Origin of the sequence: Amycolatopsis sp. WAC 01416 (assembly GCF_003947485.1) — a bacterium.
Classification (GTDB): Bacteria; Actinomycetota; Actinomycetes; order Mycobacteriales; family Pseudonocardiaceae; genus Amycolatopsis.
On record NZ_QHHX01000001.1, the window covers coordinates 824,181 to 840,670 of the forward strand.

Genomic DNA, 16,490 nt, shown 5'->3' on the forward strand with positions numbered 1-16,490 from the left:
GACCGGTTTCTCCAGGCACGTCGGGGCGGGTGTTCACCTTTTCGTTTCCGAAAGGTTACCCGGCGAACCTGTGAAAACCCCGTGCGCCTCAGAACGCGAGCTGGGCCAGCGCGAACAGGGAGAACCCGGCGAAGACGAAGCCCGCGACGCGCTGGATGAGCTTCGGGCGGATGCGGCTCCGCACCTTCGCGCCGATGAAGACGGCGAGCCCGGCGACGGCGACCAACGCGACGAAGGAGCCGAGCGCGACAGCGAACGGGTTGCCGAAGCGGGCGGTCAGGCTGGCCGTCGCGAGCTGAGAGGCGTCGCCCCATTCGGCGGCGAACAGCACACCGAACGACGTCAGCGCGGAGCGGAAGAAGGTCGCGGGGCTCGGCCCGGAACGCGACGCGTCCTCTCCGCCGTCCTTGCCGGGACGGAACCCTTCGCGAAGGAGCATGAACGCGCCGATACCGAACATCGCGGCGACGATCGCGGTCACCAGTGTCTCCGGCAGCAAAGTGAGCACACTGCCGAAGGTGGCGGCGATCGCGCATTGCACGGCGAATGCGGCGGTGACTCCGGCGAATACCGGCCACGCGCGGAAACGGGTGGTGAGAACCAGGGTGGCGACGAGGGTCTTGTCCGGCAGTTCCACCGCGAGCACCAGGCCGAACGCGCTGATCAGCGCCAGCATCGAGCTAGACATGATGGTTCGTCACCCCTTTCACTGCAACGATAAAGGGGCGATTCAGAGAAAGGCAAGCTGATGGCTTTTCCGAATCGCACGGCATGTGCGGGCGAATTGTTTTTCATGGCGGGGCGGAATTGAGGTTTCGGTGAACCGAATTCTTTTTTCAGGCTCCGCTGGTAGCGTCCGGGAGCATGGACGGAAGGTCACGGGGACGAACACCTGCGGCCACGGCATCGCGACGGCTGGCCGGGAACGTCGGCTACCTGAAGACCAAGTCGTTCTACGGGCCGGACATCGCTGGCCGCCGCGATGACGCTCTCGCGACCACCGACTCGCTGATCGTCGACGTCCGGGAGAACCGGAGCGGGGATCCGATGGCGGTCGCGCTGCTGATCAGCCACGGCGACAGTACAAAGTGGACACCCAGCTGGATGTCACCGTCCCGGGTGGACGGGCCGTGAACCCGGTCACGGGAACCAACTGGGAAGGCGTCGGCGTCCGGCCTGACTTCGCCGTCGACGTCGAGGCTGCTTCCGACACCGCGTACGCGCTGGCGCTGGCCCACGTGCTGATACTGAGGGATTCGGGCGTGCGGCGGCAGATCGCCGACGAGGCACGGCTCACACTCGCCGGCCTCGGCTGACCAGGGCGCGGGACCTACGTCCCGGAGAGAACGGGACCACTTGAACTGGCGGGCGCACCCCGGGGTGAGCAGGCTTGAGGCGTGGAGGTTCTCGATCTCGCTAGGTGGCAGTTCGGCATAACCACCGTCTATCACTTCCTGATGGTCCCGCTGACCATCGGGCTTTCCGTCCTGGTCGCCGGGATGCAGACGGCCTGGGTACGGACAGGCGACCGGCGCTATCTGAAGATGACCAAGTTCTGGGGGAAACTCCTGCTGGTCAACTTCGCGATGGGCGTGGTCACCGGCATCGTGCAGGAGTTCCAGTTCGGGATGAACTGGAGCGCGTACTCGCGGTTCGTCGGCGACGTGTTCGGCGCGCCGCTGGCGATGGAAGGGCTCGTCGCGTTCTTCGTCGAGTCGACCTTCCTGGGGCTGTGGATCTTCGGCTGGGACAAGCTGCCGAAGAAGGTCCACCTGGCGTGTGCGTGGGCGTACTCGCTGGCGACCGTGGCGTCCGCCTACTTCATCCTGGCGGCGAACTCGTGGATGCAGCATCCGGTCGGGGTCGAGTTCGTCGACGGGAAACCGACGATGAACTCGATCTGGGCGGTGCTGACGAACAACACCGCGCTGGCCGCGATCCCGCACACGCTGGCGGGCGCCTTCTCGGTGGCGGCGGCATTCCTGGTCGGCGTGGCGGGCTGGCAGCTGTGGCGCAAGCGTTCGGAGGACGACGAGCACCGCTCCGTGTGGCGTTCGTCGTTGCGTCTCGGCGGCTGGACCGGCGTGGTGGCGTTCGCGGTGCTCGCGATCACCGGCGACATGCAGGGCAAGCTGATGTTCGAGCAGCAGCCGATGAAGATGGCCTCGGCGGAAGCCTTGTGCCACACGGAGAAACCGGCGAGCTTCTCGATCATCGCGATCGGGGATGTCGGAGGCGCCAACTGCGAGGACGTCAAGACGTTCAACGTGCCCGCCCTGCTCTCGTTCTTGGCGCACAACGACTTCTCGACCGAGGTCAAGGGCGTGGAGGACCTGATCACCGAATACCAGGCGAAGTACGGCACGAACTACCCGGACGACCCGCAGCTCGGTTCGCTCGCGGGCAAGCCGATCGATTACGTGCCCAACCTGCCGGTGACCTACTGGGGCTTCCGCGCGATGATCGGCTTCGGCGCGATGTCGGCCGGGATCGGCCTGCTCGCGCTGTGGCTGACCCGGCGCGGGCGGATCCCCGGGCAGCGGTGGTTCCCGTGGCTCGTGCTCGGCGGCATCGCGACCCCGTTCATCGGCAACAGCGCCGGCTGGATCTTCACCGAGATGGGCCGTCAGCCGTTCGTGGTGGTGCCGAATCCGACCGGTGTCGACGGCGTGTGGATGTTCACCGCGCAAGCGGTCTCGAAGTTGTCCACAGGCGAGGTGTGGACGTCGCTGATCGCTCTGACGACCGTCTACGCGGTGCTCGGCGTGGTCGAAGTGTTCCTGATGCGCAAGTACGTCCGCGGTGGCGTCGACGCCGTCATGCCACCCGAGAAACCGGCCTCGACCAGCAAGAACGGCGACCCCGAAGGCGGTGACAGCGATGACGACGCGCTGGCCTTCGCCTACTGATCGCCTCTTGAGCTCACCTACCCAGCCCCCCGCCCTTCCCGGGGGACGGCCCCGCACCCAGCGTATCGGGGGTATCGCTCGGGTGGGTTACCCACAGCCGATCTGTGGACAACTCGACTGGTTGTGGATAACTCAGGGCGACAGGGGAAGGGACGGCCGGTTGGTGCAGGGCGGCCTGGGGGAGCGTTGCGAAAGCCACTTTCGCAACCTTGAGCGTTGCGAAAGTGGCTTTCGCAACCCTCGGGCCGGCGACGCGAGGGGCCAGCAGGCCGAAGTGAACGAAGCAAGCAGGAGTGCCCGATGACCCTCGAAACGATCTGGTTCTGCGTCATCGCACTGTTCTGGCTCGGTTACCTGTTCCTCGAAGGCTTCGACTTCGGCGTCGGCATGCTCATGCCGGTCCTCGCGAAGGACAACACCGAGCGCCGCGTCATGGTGAACACGATCGGCCCGGTCTGGGACGGCAACGAGGTCTGGCTGATCGTCGCCGGCGGCGCGAAGCTCGCCGCGTTCCCCGGCTGGTACGCGTCGCTGTTCTCGGCCGCGTATCTCCCGCTCCTGGTGGTCCTGCTCGCCCTCATCGGCCGCGGCGTCGCGTTCGAATACCGCGGCAAGGTCGACTCCGATCGCTGGCGCCGCAACTGGGACCGCGTCATCGGCATCGGCTCGTGGATCCCGCCGTTCGGCGTCGGCCTCCTCCTCGCGACCACCGTCCTCGGCCTCCCGCTCGACGCCGACGGCGACCGGGTCGGCGGCGCGTTCGCCGCCGTCCGTTTCGAAACCCTGCTCGGCGCGGTCGCGGTCGTCGGGTTCTCGCTGGTCCACGGCGCCGCGTTCCTCGCGCTCAAGACCGAAGGCGACCTCCGTCACCGGGCGCGGAACCTGGCCACCCGTCTCCTCCCGGTCGCGTTGCTGCCGTTGCTCGCGTTTCTCATCGTCGTCCAGCTGCGCACGGGTGACCTGTGGACGTTGCTCCTCATCGGCATCGCCGTCGTCGCCGCGGTCGTCGCGTGGTTCCGGATCCGTGCGGGCCGCGAAGGGCAGGCGTTCGCCGCGCTCGGCGGGGTCATCGCGGCTTCCGCCGTCGCGATCTTCGTGGCGCTGTACCCGAACGTCCTTCCGTCCACTGTGGACCCGGCGAACACGTTGACGATCGCGGGCGAGGCGTCGAGCCCGTACACGTTGACCGTGATGACCTGGGTCGCGCTGTTCGGCGCGCCCGCCGTCCTGATCTATCAGAGCTGGACGTACTGGGTGTTCCGCAAGCGCATCGGCACCCGGCACATCCCACCGGTGCACGCACCATGACCGAACTTCCCGGCCGCGACACCCTTTCCGCCACGGAGTCCACAATGGACCCAGCGCGACCGGGGAAGGGTCCGCTCGGCGCGCTGGCTCCACTTTCGAGTGCGGCGCGCCGGGCGTTGATCCTCAGTGGAATCCTCTCCTTCGTCAACGCGATCTTGCTGGTGGGCCAGGCTTTCCTGCTGGCCGACGTCCTCTCCGCGGTCGTCCGCGGAACTCCGGGGGACCGCACCGCCGGACTGGCCGTGCTGCTCGCGCTCGTCGCGGGACGCGCGTTGACCGGCTGGGCGGTGCGGATCGTTTCCGTTCGCGCGGCCGCCCGCGCGAAGGAGGAGTTACGCGCGAAGGCACTTGACCACGCCTTGAAACTCGGCCCGGAGTGGATCGCGCGCCGCGGTCACGGCGAGCTGACGTCGTTGACCACCAAGGGTCTCGACGCGCTCGACGCCTACTTCACCCAGTACCTCCCGGCGCTGGTCACCGCCGCGATCGTGCCGCTCGCCGCCGGTGCCGCGATCCTGTTCGCCGACTGGCCGTCGGCCCTGCTCGTCGTGATCACCGTGCCGCTGGTTCCGCTGTTCGCGATCCTCATCGGCAAGCACACCGCCGAGCGGGTCGCCGACGCCGCGGACGCCGAACAACGGCTGTCGGGGCATCTGCTGGAACTCGTCCGCGCGCTGCCGATCCTCAGCGCGTTCCGTCGCGCCGAAGCGCAGGCCGAGACGGTGCGGAAGATCTCCGAACGGCATCGCCGCACGACGCTCAAAACGTTGAAGGTCGCGTTCGCGTCGGCTTTCGCGCTTGAACTGATCGCGACGCTTTCGGTCGCGCTGGTCGCGGTCGTCATCGGCGTCCGGCTGGTCTCCGGCGAACTGCCGCTGGCCATCGGGCTCGGCGTGCTGATCCTCGTGCCGGAGTGCTACCAGCCGCTGCGCGCGGTCGGTGCCGCGTTCCACGCCAGCGAAGACGGTGTCGAGGCCGTGCGCCGGGTCGCGGACGTGCTCGCGGAACCCTTGCCGCCCAACGGTTCCGGGACACCAGCCAAGGGCGAGGTCCACGTCGGCGGGCTACGTGTCGCGAGGCGCGGCGGATTCGCGCCCGACGGCGAAACGTTCAGCGTCCGGCCCGGTCGGATCACCTGGCTGCGCGCGCCGAGCGGCGGCGGCAAATCGACGACCCTCGCCACGCTGCTCGGCTTCGTGCAGGCCCACGACGGGACGATCACCGTCGGCGGTACCGACCTCGCCGACGCCGACCTGGAGCGGTGGCGCGAGAACGTCGCATGGGTGCCTCAGTCGCCGGTGTTCGGCGGAGGCACGGTTCGTGAGGAGGTCGGCGCCGACGACATCCTCGGCGAACTCGGCCTGGCCGGGCTGGCCGGACGACCGGTTTCGAAGCTGTCGCAGGGACAACGGCAGCGCGTCGCGGTGGCGCGGGCCTTGGTGCGGATCCGGTCGGGCGCGTGGCTGCTCCTGCTCGACGAACCCACCGCCCACCTCGACGAGGTCAACGCCGGGCTGGTCATGACCGCCGTCCGCGAAGCCGTCGACGACGGTGCCGCCGCGATCATCGCCGCACACGAACGCACGTCCGGTGTCGACATGTCGACTGACGTGCGAGCGGAAACCGGAGTCGTGGAAGAGGCTCGGACGACCAAGCCGCTGCCCTGGCGCGACCTGCTGCACCCCAGGTTCTTCGGCGGGGCACTGCTCGGCGCCGCCGCCTTGCTCGCCGGGGTCGCGCTGACCGCGCTTTCGGGCTGGCTGATCGCCAAGGCGTCGCAACAGCCGCCGATCCTGACCCTGACGGTGATGATCGTCGGCGTGCGGACGTTCGGCCTCGGCCGCGCGGGGCTGCGCTACCTCGAACGGCTGGTCACGCACGATGCCGCGTTCCGGATCGCCGGCAGCCTGCGCGTCCGGCTGTGGGAGTCGCTGGTGCGGCTCGGGCCGGCACGCGCGCTTCGGGCCGGTGAGGAGCAGCGGCGGCTGGTCGGCGACACCGACACCGTGCGCGACCTGCTCCCGCGTGTGATCACGCCGCTGGTCGTGGTCGCGCTGGTGGCCGTGGGCGCCGTCGCGGTCCAGGCCGCCGTGCTGCCCGAAGCCGGACTTGCGCTGGCCGCGGCCGTGCTGGTCAGCGCGCTGGTGGCGCTGCTCGCGCTCGGGGCGGAACGCCGCGCGACCAGTGCGCTGGCCGCCGGACGGCGTTCGGTGTCGGCGCAGGTGCTGAGCCTGTTCGAAGCCGCCGCCGAGCTGATCGCGTACGGGACCGACAAAGAGCGACGTCGCCGAATCGCCACCACCGACGCGGCACTGACCGCCGAAGCACGGCGACAGGCTTTCGGTGCGGGCGCGGCCGACGCCCTGATCATCCTGGCGACGGGGGCCGCCACCGTCGTGAGCACCGGATTCGCCGTGAGCGCCGTCGCCGCCGGCGCGCTGAACCCGGTTCTCGCGCCCGTGGTCGCCCTGGTGCCGCTCGCACTGGCGGAGGTCCTCTCCCTTCTTCCGCCCGCCGCGCAGCACTGGGACACCCTTCGCCAGGCCCGTCTGCGCCTCGCCGCGTGCAATGAAGGAGTCCTTCCTGGCAAAATTTGCAATGAAGGGGCCTTTCATAGCACCGGCGGGGTGCGGATCCGGAACGCCGACCTCGGCTGGCCCGGCACCGAACGCCCGGTCCTCACCGGGGTCGACCTCGACATCGCACCCGGGACGCACGTCGCCGTCGTCGGCCCGAGCGGCGCCGGGAAGTCGACGCTCGTCGCGGCCCTGCTCGGCTTCCTCAAGCCGAGCAAAGGCGAGGTGGCCACTCCCGAGAACGTCGCCTGGGCGCCGCAGGAACCGATGCTCGTCTCGACCACGGTCGCCGAGAACCTGCGGCTCGCTCAGCCGACGGCGTCCGAAGCAGACCTGCGAAAAGCCTTGTACCAAGCCGTTCTCGAGGACGTCGAGCTCACCACGATGCTCGACAGCGCGGGTGCCGGACTGTCGGGCGGGCAGGCGCAGCGGGTCGCGCTGGCTCGTGCCGTCCTCGGTGCCGCGCGGGCCGATCTCGTCCTGCTCGACGAGCCCACCGCCCACCTCGACGAACCGACCGCGCGCACCGTCCGCGAACGGCTCGGCGAGGCGCTCGCCGGGAAGACCGTCGTCCACGTCACGCACAACGCCGCCGAAGCCGGCGACGCGGACGTGATCCTGGAGGTGCGAGAGGGCCGGGTCACAGCGCGCACAAGGGCCGGAGCGGTCTAATGTCGATAGCGCTCATGGATCCCACGCTTGCCGCGCGCGCACTGTCCGCCGCCACCGAGATCACCGGCACCGCCCTGTCCGGCGAAGACCCGGGTGACGTGCTGGAGACCGTGGTCGCCCGCGCCGTCGAACTGGCCGAGGCCGACCTCGGTCTCGTCATGGTGCGCGCGGACGACGGCCAGGTGGTCGCCGAGGCCGCGCACGGGGACACCACCCAAGGCCTTCGAGGGCTGGCCTTTTCCGCCGATTCCGCCGCGGGCCAGGTGGCCAGGGGTGGCAAGCCGGTGGTCAGCGAGGACTTCACCGTCGATCCCCGCACGGCGCCGTTCGTGCCGCCGGAGCTCCAGGGCTTCGGGCCGTTCGCGGCGTCGGCGTTCGGCGCGGGCGGGCGCGTCCTCGGCGCGCTCACCGTGTACCGCCGCCACGGCGGGGAGCCGTTCTCCGCCAGCACGGTCGAGGTCCTGACGGCCTTCGCCGCGCAGGCGGGAGTGGTGCTCGCGCTGGCCGAAGGCGCCAACGCGCGGCACCGCGTGACTCTGTACCAAGAGCGCGAACGCATCGCGCGCGAGCTGCACGACGTCATCGTGCAGCGTCTCTACGGCGCCGGGATGCAGCTCGACCGCGTCCGCAAGAACATGCGGAAGCGGTTCGCGCAGGCCGACGGCGCGCGGCTGTCCGAGGCGATCGACCAGCTCGACCAGACCATCGAAGAGATCCGCGGCACCGTGCGCGCCCTGCGCAGCCCGGAACCCGCGAACGAGACGGTCACCGCCACCGACCTCGCCGAATCCGCGCGGGGCGAGGTGCGGATCGCGGGCGAGCTGCTCGGCTACCCGCCGACCCTCGAACTTTCGGGAGAACTGGCCGACATCCCGGCCGAACAGGCGGACCACATCCGCGCCGCCCTGCGCGAAGCACTGTCCAATGTGGTCAGACACTCCGGGGCGAGCGAAACCCGCGTGACGCTGAGCCGCGACGCGGAAGGCGTCAAACTTCGCGTGCGGGACAACGGATCCGGTGTCCCGCAGGGGGTCGCCAAACGCGGTCTCCGCCATCTCGCCGAACGCGCGACGACGTCCGGTGGGCGCTTTTCGATCAATTCTTCGCCGAGCCTGGGTACTTTGGTCGCTTTCGACGTTCCGCTCGACCAAACCGTGTGTAATTAACGGTCTTTGTCGCTCGTTAGAGTGACTGTCAGCGTTTTCGGATTAATCCGTAACGGCTGGGGCCGGTGCGCGATTCTAAGTGCATCGAACGCGCTCGCAGCGCGGATTCCCAGTGAAAGGACTCCCCATGTCCTCGGTTCGTCGCGCCATCGGCACGGCCGCCATCCTTGCCGGATTCTCCTTGTTCGGCCCCGCTTCCGTCGCGTTCGCGCTGGTGGAGGCGCCCGCGATCGCCGATCTCGACTGTGGCGACTTCCGGTACCAGGAAGAGGCACAGGCCGAACTCGAAAAAGATCGGTCCGATCCGCACCGCCTGGACGAAGACAACGACGGAATCGCTTGCGAAACGCTGCCCAAACGCGGAACGGCGCCGACCAAAACGATCACTCCCACCGTTCCGCCGATCGTCACGGAAACCAAACCGGCGCAATCCGCCGACAAGGATTGCGCCGATTTCCCCTCGCAGGCCGCCGCACAGGCCGAGCTCAAGAAAAACCCGCGAGACCCGCACAAGCTCGACGGTGACCACGACGGATACGCCTGCGAGTCCCGGTTCGGCGAACCCGCGAAATCCGGCCAGGTGAAGGTCAAACCGGTCGGCGGGGTCGCGACCGGCGGCGGAGAAGCCAACGGTGGTCCCCTGGAGATCGGCGTGGTCGCGCTGGCAGGCGCGGCGCTGTTGACCGCGACAGCCGCGGGCGCGTCCCTGGTGCTCAGGCGGCGTGCCGAACGATGACCTCCGCTTCCTGGCGCCGGTGGCCGTTTCCGCTGGTCATCGGCACACTTCTCGGGGTGGTGCTCGCGGCCGCGCTGACCGCGTGCGCCGTCCCGCCGCCGGGCAAGGTCGCGTCGCCGGCGTCGCCCTCCACGGTGTCTTCGGTCGCGGAAGTGCCGCCGCTCGCGCCCGCGAAACCGGCGAGACTCGAGATCCCGGCGATCGGGGTCCGCACCGGCGAGATCGTCGACCTCGGCCTGGCCGGTGACGGCACCCTGCAGGTGCCGCGGGACGCGATCACCACCGGCTGGTTCACCGGCGGCCCGGCACCCGGCGAGACCGGGCCCGCCATCCTCGCCGGGCACGTCGACTACAAGAAGGTCCCCGGTGTCTTCGTCCGGCTCAAGGAACTGAAGACCGGCGACGAAGCCCTCGTCCACCGCGTGGACGGGAGCACCGCGGTGTTCACCGTGTACGCGGTCGAACGGCATTCGAAGGCGTCGTTCCCGACGGAGAAGGTTTACGGCGACACGACCGGGCCCGAACTGCGCCTGATCACCTGCGGCGGTGATTTCGACTCCTCGACCGGCAACTACCTCGACAACGTCATCGCCTACGCGAAACTCGCCCGCGCTTAGATTCGAGGCATGCGCACCGTCTACGTCGTCACGCATCCGGAGGCCACCCATCACGTCGACCGCCTCGTGGGCGGATGGTTCGACGCCGAACTCACACCCGCGGGTGAACGCGCGGCCGCCGCGGTCGTCGAGTCGCTGCGCGCGAGGGTGCCGGAAGAGGTGGAGCTCTACTCCTCGGACCTGCGCCGCACCGCCCGGACGGCGGAACTGATCGGCGAACGGCTCGGTGTGACACCGATCCTCGACCGGCGGCTGCGCGAGAAGTCGTACGGAGAAGCCGGTGGCCGTCCGCAGGAGTGGCTGGACGGCCGGTTCGTCCCGCCTCCCGCCGTCGGCGACCGGCTCGGCCACGACGAAGGAATCCCCGGCGCCGAAACGAAAGGCGCGATGGCCGCGAGGGTGTACGCGGCCATGGAGTCGATCCTGGAGAGCCGCTGCGAGCACCAGATCGTCGTCACACACGGCGGCGCGCTCACCTTCGTGATCGCCGCTTGGATCCGGATGCCGCTCGAGTCGGCCGGGTACGTCGACTTCCGCGGTTCACCCGGCAGCGTCACGGTGCTGCGTGAGGACGACTACTTCCACAACCGGCAGGTCGTGGCGCTCGCCGGGAAATGACAGGATCTCCCCGAACTGTCGATCATGATGTGGGGAGATGACATGCCGAGGTTCCTGCGAGCCGTGGCCCTTGCCGCCGCCGTGGCGGTCGTACCGGTGGCGGTGCCCGGCACGTCCGCCGCTTCGACCGTGTCGACAACGTCGCGCTGCCCGCAGCTGCGACTGGCCGACCACTGGTACGGCGACAACGCGGCGAAGATCCAGCAGGTCATCGACGAACGCGGCCGCTGCGGCGCGGAGCACGGCGAGCGGCCGATCGCGGTGTTCGACTGGGACAACACGGTCATCAAGAACGACATCTCCGACCAGACCGTCTTCTGGATGATCCGGCACGACAAGGTCCTGCAACCGCGCGACAAGGACTGGCGCACGACCAGCCGGTTCATGACCGACGCCGGCGCGAACGCGCTGACCAAGGCGTGCGGCACCGCCACTCCGGCCGGGAAACCGCTTCCGACCAGCGAGAACGTCGCCTGCGCCGACGAGCTCCTCTCGGTGCGGAAGAACGCGAAGACGACCACCGGCGAAGAGGTCTTCGCGGGGAACGACCGGCGGTACATGGAGGCGGCCTACGCCTGGGTCGCGCAGATCAACGCCGGATACCGCCCGTCCGAGGTCCGCGCGATCGCCCGGCAGGCCAGGGCCGCGGCGCTGCTGGCGCCGATCGGGGCGACCCAGAAGGTCGGTTCGAGTACGCAGGTCGCGTGGATCCGGTACTACCCGGAGATCAAGGACCTGATCGCGACACTGAACAAAGCAGGCTTCTCGACGTGGGTCGTTTCCGCCTCGCCCAAGGAGTTCGCGGACGTCTGGGGTTGGCGGTCGGCATCCCGCCGAGCCGCACGCTCGGGATCTACTCGCAGACCACGAACGGCCGGATCAACGGGCACCTCGAAGGCTGCGGCGGGCACGCCGACGGCGCCGACGAGATCATGACCTACATCGACGGCAAACGGTGCTACATCAACGAACGCATCCTCGGCATCCGCGGCGCGAAGGCGATGGAAGCGGCACCGGCGGACCGGCGGCAGGCGCTCGCCGGCGGCGACGCGACCACCGACGTCACGATGCTGCGCGACGCCACCGGAGTCCGCGTCACGCTCAACCGCAACAAGGACGAGCTGATGTGCCGCGCCTACGACGACGCGGACGGGAAATGGGCGGTGAACCCGATGTTCATCGAGCCCTTCCCCGCGTTGAACCGCGCTTACCCGTGCTCGACGACGGCGTACGAAAACGCCGACGGCACGCACGGCCCGGTGCTGCGCGACGACGGCACGGTCATCCCTGATCAGCGCGACACCGTGCATCCCTGAGCGGGTTCACGATGCGTGACGCTCGGTCGCCCCGCTGCTACCGTGGCGTTCTTGGCTGAGTGAGGGGGAGGCCGTGGTTGACCTGTTGCAGGTCGTCGTGGACGAAGCCGCGAAAGCGGCCGCGACCTCGGCGGTGGGCGCCGTGTCCACGGCCGGGCGGAACGTGGTGTCGCTGCTCAGGGAACGGCTCGGGACGGGCAAGTCCGGAAAGGACACGCTGAGTTCCCGTGCCCTCGCCGTCGCCCGCGCGGACAAGGAGTGGGCGGATCGCCTGATCGAGGCGGTGTCGGAACTCCACGCCGAAAACGCTTCGACGGCGACGGCCGGCATCGAGAACTTCCGTAACCACTTCGCCATCCTCGCCGACCCGCCGCGGACAGGGCTGAAACTGATCGTCGGCCCTGGCGGTTCGGGAAAGACCGAACTCGCCCGCCAGCTCGCCGACAGGGTCCAGGAAGACTTCCCGTCGGGCCGGGTGGAGGTGCCGCTCGCCCGGTATCGCGACGGCGACGAATTCGACGCCGCCGCCGTGAAACGGTACGTGCTCGAAGAATTCGGGATTCCCCGCGGCGAGATCCCGGTCGACGACGAGCAGCTGGACAGGCAGTTCCTGTCCGTGCTGGTCACCAGGTCGTTCGTGCTGATCCTGGACGACGTCCGGCTGGCGGCCGAGCCGGCCTTGTTCACCCGGTTCCGCACCAGCCTGGTGCTGGCGACGGCTTCGGTGTACAGCCGCGAACTGAAAGCGTGTGACCCCACCGCGATCGAGTTGTCCGGGCTCGACGTCGAAGGTGCTCGTCAGCTGCTCGTGGACTTCTGCGGCAAGGTCCGGCCGCTGGACGAACCGGTCGAGGCCGATCAGCTGATCGCCCTCTGCGACCGGATGCCCCTCGCGCTCCGCGAGGTCGGCGTCACCCTCGCCGGTCGTGCCGGGGAAACCCGGCCGGTGGCGACGTTGCTCGACGAGTACCGCGCGACGGGTGTCGTCGACGCCGAAGGCGCCATCCAGGATTCCATGCGGCGGACGTTCGCGCGGCTTTCCGATGCCGCTGCCGACGCTTGCGCTCTGCTGGCCGAGCATCCCGGTGGCTTCTTCACCCGGGCCACCGCGGCGGCGATGACCGGCGATCCGAAGGTCCTCGACGAACTGATCGCCGCGCAGCTGACCGTTCAGTCCGGTGACTGGTATTCGCTCAGAATCCTTGTGGGGCACTACGCGCGCAAACTGCCGGCGGATCGGGACGCGGCCTTCGACCGGCTGCTCGCCTACGTCCGGGACACGGCGGTCGCGGCGGATTTCCGCGAGAACCCCCGGCGTCTGCGCACCTACGTCGTCCCGCCGAAGCGGACTTGGGAACTGGCGGTTGATCACATCGACTGGCTGGAATGGCACCGGTCGCTGATCGGCGAGCTGGTGAAGCTCGCCTATCTGCGCCGCCGCTACAAGGAAACCCTGCAACTGGCCGGGGCCTTCGAAGCGCTGGTGAACAAACGTTGGTACTGGCGCGAATTCGTCGAGATCAGTGATTGGGCCGTCAAAGCCGTCGAGGCGGACGAGGACGCGAAGCCCGGTCAGCTGCCGCGTGCGTTGATGATGCGGGGCAAAGCCCGGTACCTGGCTCGCTGGTTCCCGGCCGCACTGGAGGATCTCGACCGGGCGGCGGAGATCCTGGCTGGCCCGGCGGTGGGCATCGCGGACCGCAGATGGCGCACGCTGCGGGCGTCGCTGGCGGAGTTCCGGGGACGGTTCCACGAGGAGCGCGCGGATCTGCTCGTCCATCGTCGGGCGGGGAAAGCGGAGATCGAGCGCGAACTCTCGGAGGCCGCCCGCCAGCTCCGGCTCGCGTGCGGGCTCAGCACGGAACTCGAAGACGGCCCCGCTCTCGCCATCCATCCCCGGATGCTCGCGAACGTCCTGATCAAGCTCGGCGAACCGGCCGAAGCGATCGCCGTCCTCGGCACGATGACCGCCGAGGGGCGCAATCAGGCCCGGATCGAGATGGTCTACGCCAACGCTTACCTGGCGCTGGGCGAGCTTTCCGAAGCGCGGGCACGCTTCGGCTCCGCGTGGAATCAGCTGGTGTCGCAGCGAGCCACCCAGTACGCCTGGGAACTCAGGGAACTACAGGCACGGTTGATGACCGCCGAACGTGACCCCGGCGCGATCGAGGTGTGGGGGAGTCTCGCCTACGACGCGACTCAGCTCGGTCACCCCAGGGCCGACCGGTATTTCACCGCACTCGAATCGTCACCGGCCGGTCGCCGACCTTGAGCGATTCGGTCGGCGACAACCGGCCGAGGTACGCCAGCGAGGCGGCGATCAGCGGGTCGATGGAAGGGTTCGTCAGCGTCAGTTCCCGGCGGTCACCGTCACGGGTGCGGACCAGGCAAGTGCTCCTGCCGACGGTCGCCGCGGCCACGGCGGCGTCCGGCCACTGGCGGAGAATCTCCTCCGACCACTGGGGAAAGCCCTCGGCTTCCTGGTCCTCCAGCCTGCGGTAGACGATCGCCGCGCCGGACAGCTGTCGCAGCGTCGCCCGCGTTTCGTGCGCCACCAGGTGTTTGCCCGCCAGATCGTGCCGTCGGCCGGTACTCGGGAACCGCATGATCCTGACCGCCGGCCCGGCCTCCTCCGCGCCGACGACGAAGGTGGCGACCTCCCGCGGCGCGACGTCAGGGACCTCGTGGGGCGGGAACGAGGCTTCGGTGGCGGGCTCGGAAAGCTTCATCAGCCGGTACAGCCACGGCCGCAGCAGCTCGGCGGACATGTCCGCGGCGCCGACGGCCTGTTTGACGACGGTCGCGTGGTCACCGGGGCTGTGCCGCCGGATCGCGAGATCGATCTGCGGCCCCAGCGCGTCGTCCGGATCGAGCCGCGCGGTCCGTTCGGCGAGCGCTTCGATGGGGGAACCGGGAACCATGGTTTCGCCGCCGTCGCCGATCAGGAGCAACGGCCGGTCGACCGCGGCGGCGTACAGCGCCAGCGAACCGAAGTCCGAGATGACACACGAAGCGGCGGTGAGCGCGGCCTGCCAGCCGGCTTCGGGCGGGAGCACCTGAAGGCCCGCTTGCCGCGCTTCGGAGAGCCACGCGTCGACCTGCCAAGGGCTGTGGGCCGAGGTGATTCCCGGATGGAGCACGGCGCAGCAGCGGTAGCCGTCGTACTCGAGTTCGGAGACCAGGCGCAGCGGGAGATCGGGCACGGTCCCCAGCAGGGAACCAGGCCCCCAGGTGGAGGCGATGACCACCAACGTGTGGCCGGAAGCCCCGAAGGCCGCGCGATAGGCGGGAGCGCGATGGATGCCCGCGCGCAGGCGGTCATGGCACGGATCCCCGACCATCACCGCGCGTGCCGCCGCGTCCGAGCCCGCTTCCCGCAGGTGGGCACGTTGCTCGGGATGGGAGAGCGCGACCATGGCGGGGACGACCCGGCCATCGCGGACGAGCCGGTCCGGATTCATCCCGGCGACCGTCCGGCTCCGCGGGTAGTACTTCTGGTAGCCGATCCCATGCGGCACCAGCACGATCGGCGCGTCGAAGAGATGGAGATCGTCGTTCTCGCTGGCCGCGATCACCAGGTCGAAGCGGCTTTGGACGGCTTGCCGCCACGGAACGACCGAGGCGCGGAGCGTGCCGAGGAATTCGGGGACGCCGGCGCCGAAGATCGCGGTGCTGTCCGCGTCGTAGGTGAAGACCAGCTGGAGACGGCGGTCGTTCTCGATCAGCGACAGGATGTCCAGCAACCTGGTCAGCGTCGTGACGGTGCGGACGACGACCAGGACCTTGCGTTCGACGCCGATGGTGAGCCACTGATCGAATTCCGGGTCAACCGGGACCTTCGCCCAAAACGACGGGGGGGGGGTACCTTTTTCGCGCACTACCTGTCCCGGCGCGCGATCCACGCCGCGGCCTGCGTGCGGCGCTGCATGCCCAGCTTCGCGAGCACCGACGTCACGTAGTTCTTCACCGTCTTCTCGGCGAGGAACAGGCGCTCCGCGATCTCGCGATTCGACATGCCCTGCCCGATCAGGTCCAGCACCTCGCGCTCGCGTTCGGTGAGGGAACCGAGTTCGTCCTCGGGCGGATGACGCAGCTTGTCGAGCACCCGCGCCGTCGACAGCGGGTCGAGCAGCGACCGGCCGGCCGCGACCTCACGGACCGCGTTGACGACGTCCTGACCGCGGACCTGTTTCAGCAGGTACCCGGCGGCGCCAGCCATGATCGCGCCGACCATGGCCTCCTCGTCGTCGAACGCGGTCAGCATCAGGCACTGCGGCGGATTCGGCTTCGAGCGCAGCTCACGGCAGAGCGCGATGCCGTCACCGTCGCCGAGCCGCACGTCGACCACCGCGACGTCCGGCTCGACGTGCATCGCCACGGCCAGGGCCTCGTCGACCCCGCTCGCTTCGGCGACGACCTCGATGTCGGGCTCGTCGGTGAGGAGGTCACGCAGACCGCGCCTCACCACCTCGTGGTCGTCGATGAGCAGCACCTGGATCGGCATACCCCCACGTTACTGGTGACATTGCCGTCGGAACCCGCTGGACCTGGACACACCCTGTGGTCGCCTGG

Annotated in this window: 15 protein-coding genes; 12 read left to right on the forward strand and 3 right to left on the reverse strand. The window is 69.1% G+C overall.

Features of this window, described 5'->3' with window-relative positions:
• Nucleotides 1–88: 88 nt before the first annotated feature.
• Nucleotides 89–676, reverse strand: coding sequence for a TMEM165/GDT1 family protein (locus DL990_RS04060; protein WP_125780766.1), 588 nt, complete (start codon nt 674–676; stop codon nt 89–91).
• A gap of 188 nt (nt 677–864) precedes the next feature.
• On the opposite strand from DL990_RS04060, the gene DL990_RS41685 reads away from it, so the two are divergent.
• The 12 genes from DL990_RS41685 to DL990_RS04110 all read left to right on the forward strand — a co-directional run bounded on the left by DL990_RS41685 (nt 865) and on the right by DL990_RS04110 (nt 14,190).
• A complete protein-coding gene (locus DL990_RS41685; RefSeq protein WP_233620376.1) occupies nt 865–1,134 on the forward strand; it encodes a hypothetical protein in 270 nt (89 codons plus the stop codon).
• Entirely contained in the window at nt 1,131–1,316 is a 186-nt protein-coding gene (locus tag DL990_RS41690; RefSeq protein WP_233620377.1) for a hypothetical protein, read from the forward strand. The genes DL990_RS41685 and DL990_RS41690 overlap by 4 nt, the downstream gene beginning before the upstream one ends.
• 81 nt (nt 1,317–1,397) lie before the next feature.
• Nucleotides 1,398–2,909: a cytochrome ubiquinol oxidase subunit I gene (locus DL990_RS04070; protein ID WP_125797893.1), complete on the forward strand. Its 1,512-nt coding sequence runs from the start codon at nt 1,398–1,400 to the stop codon at nt 2,907–2,909.
• A 300-nt stretch (nt 2,910–3,209) separates the two neighbouring features.
• The gene (gene cydB / locus DL990_RS04075) at nt 3,210–4,217 is read left to right on the forward strand and encodes a cytochrome d ubiquinol oxidase subunit II (RefSeq protein ID WP_125797962.1); all 1,008 of its coding nucleotides are present in this window, start codon (nt 3,210–3,212) and stop codon (nt 4,215–4,217) included.
• Entirely contained in the window at nt 4,214–7,465 is a 3,252-nt protein-coding gene (gene cydC / locus DL990_RS04080) for a thiol reductant ABC exporter subunit CydC (protein WP_125797894.1), read from the forward strand. Before cydB ends, cydC begins: the two co-directional genes overlap by 4 nt.
• 14 nt (nt 7,466–7,479) lie before the next feature.
• Nucleotides 7,480–8,631 (forward strand): GAF domain-containing sensor histidine kinase, encoded by a 1,152-nt coding sequence (locus tag DL990_RS04085; RefSeq protein ID WP_125797895.1) that lies wholly within the window; start codon nt 7,480–7,482, stop codon nt 8,629–8,631.
• 127 nt (nt 8,632–8,758) lie between these two features.
• Nucleotides 8,759–9,367: an excalibur calcium-binding domain-containing protein gene (locus DL990_RS04090; protein WP_125780471.1), complete on the forward strand. Its 609-nt coding sequence runs from the start codon at nt 8,759–8,761 to the stop codon at nt 9,365–9,367.
• Nucleotides 9,364–9,984 carry a class F sortase gene (locus DL990_RS04095; RefSeq protein WP_125797896.1) on the forward strand — a complete coding sequence of 207 codons (621 nt, stop codon included), beginning with the start codon at nt 9,364–9,366 and terminating at the stop codon, nt 9,982–9,984. Before DL990_RS04090 ends, DL990_RS04095 begins: the two co-directional genes overlap by 4 nt.
• Before the next feature lie 9 nt (nt 9,985–9,993).
• On the forward strand, nt 9,994–10,602 hold the full coding sequence (locus DL990_RS04100; RefSeq protein ID WP_125797897.1) for a histidine phosphatase family protein: 609 nt from the start codon (nt 9,994–9,996) through the stop codon (nt 10,600–10,602).
• 42 nt (nt 10,603–10,644) lie between these two features.
• A complete protein-coding gene (locus tag DL990_RS04105) occupies nt 10,645–11,538 on the forward strand; it encodes a haloacid dehalogenase-like hydrolase (RefSeq protein ID WP_233620378.1) in 894 nt (297 codons plus the stop codon).
• Nucleotides 11,535–11,918: a hypothetical protein gene (locus tag DL990_RS41695; protein ID WP_233620379.1), complete on the forward strand. Its 384-nt coding sequence runs from the start codon at nt 11,535–11,537 to the stop codon at nt 11,916–11,918. Before DL990_RS04105 ends, DL990_RS41695 begins: the two co-directional genes overlap by 4 nt.
• Before the next feature lie 73 nt (nt 11,919–11,991).
• Entirely contained in the window at nt 11,992–14,190 is a 2,199-nt protein-coding gene (locus DL990_RS04110; RefSeq protein ID WP_125797898.1) for a tetratricopeptide repeat protein, read from the forward strand.
• Here the strand turns inward: DL990_RS04110 and DL990_RS04115 are convergent.
• A complete protein-coding gene (locus tag DL990_RS04115; protein ID WP_125797899.1) occupies nt 14,150–15,796 on the reverse strand; it encodes a hypothetical protein in 1,647 nt (548 codons plus the stop codon). The two genes, DL990_RS04110 and DL990_RS04115, sit on opposite strands and share 41 nt — an antisense overlap.
• On the reverse strand, nt 15,796–16,422 hold the full coding sequence (locus DL990_RS04120; RefSeq protein WP_016330621.1) for a response regulator transcription factor: 627 nt from the start codon (nt 16,420–16,422) through the stop codon (nt 15,796–15,798). The genes DL990_RS04115 and DL990_RS04120 overlap by 1 nt, the downstream gene beginning before the upstream one ends.
• Between the last annotated feature and the right edge of the window lie 68 nt (nt 16,423–16,490).

Coding starts and splice junctions, on each gene's coding strand:
- DL990_RS04060 (WP_125780766.1), bottom strand. CDS start 676: ATGCTGGCGCTGATCAGCGCGTTCGGCCTGGTGCTCGCGGTGGAACTG.
- DL990_RS41685 (WP_233620376.1), top strand. CDS start 865: ATGGACGGAAGGTCACGGGGACGAACACCTGCGGCCACGGCATCGCGA.
- cydB (WP_125797962.1), top strand. CDS start 3,210: ATGACCCTCGAAACGATCTGGTTCTGCGTCATCGCACTGTTCTGGCTC.
- cydC (WP_125797894.1), top strand. CDS start 4,214: ATGACCGAACTTCCCGGCCGCGACACCCTTTCCGCCACGGAGTCCACA.
- DL990_RS04085 (WP_125797895.1), top strand. CDS start 7,480: ATGGATCCCACGCTTGCCGCGCGCGCACTGTCCGCCGCCACCGAGATC.
- DL990_RS04090 (WP_125780471.1), top strand. CDS start 8,759: ATGTCCTCGGTTCGTCGCGCCATCGGCACGGCCGCCATCCTTGCCGGA.
- DL990_RS04095 (WP_125797896.1), top strand. CDS start 9,364: ATGACCTCCGCTTCCTGGCGCCGGTGGCCGTTTCCGCTGGTCATCGGC.
- DL990_RS04100 (WP_125797897.1), top strand. CDS start 9,994: ATGCGCACCGTCTACGTCGTCACGCATCCGGAGGCCACCCATCACGTC.
- DL990_RS04105 (WP_233620378.1), top strand. CDS start 10,645: ATGCCGAGGTTCCTGCGAGCCGTGGCCCTTGCCGCCGCCGTGGCGGTC.
- DL990_RS41695 (WP_233620379.1), top strand. CDS start 11,535: ATGACCTACATCGACGGCAAACGGTGCTACATCAACGAACGCATCCTC.
- DL990_RS04120 (WP_016330621.1), bottom strand. CDS start 16,422: ATGCCGATCCAGGTGCTGCTCATCGACGACCACGAGGTGGTGAGGCGC.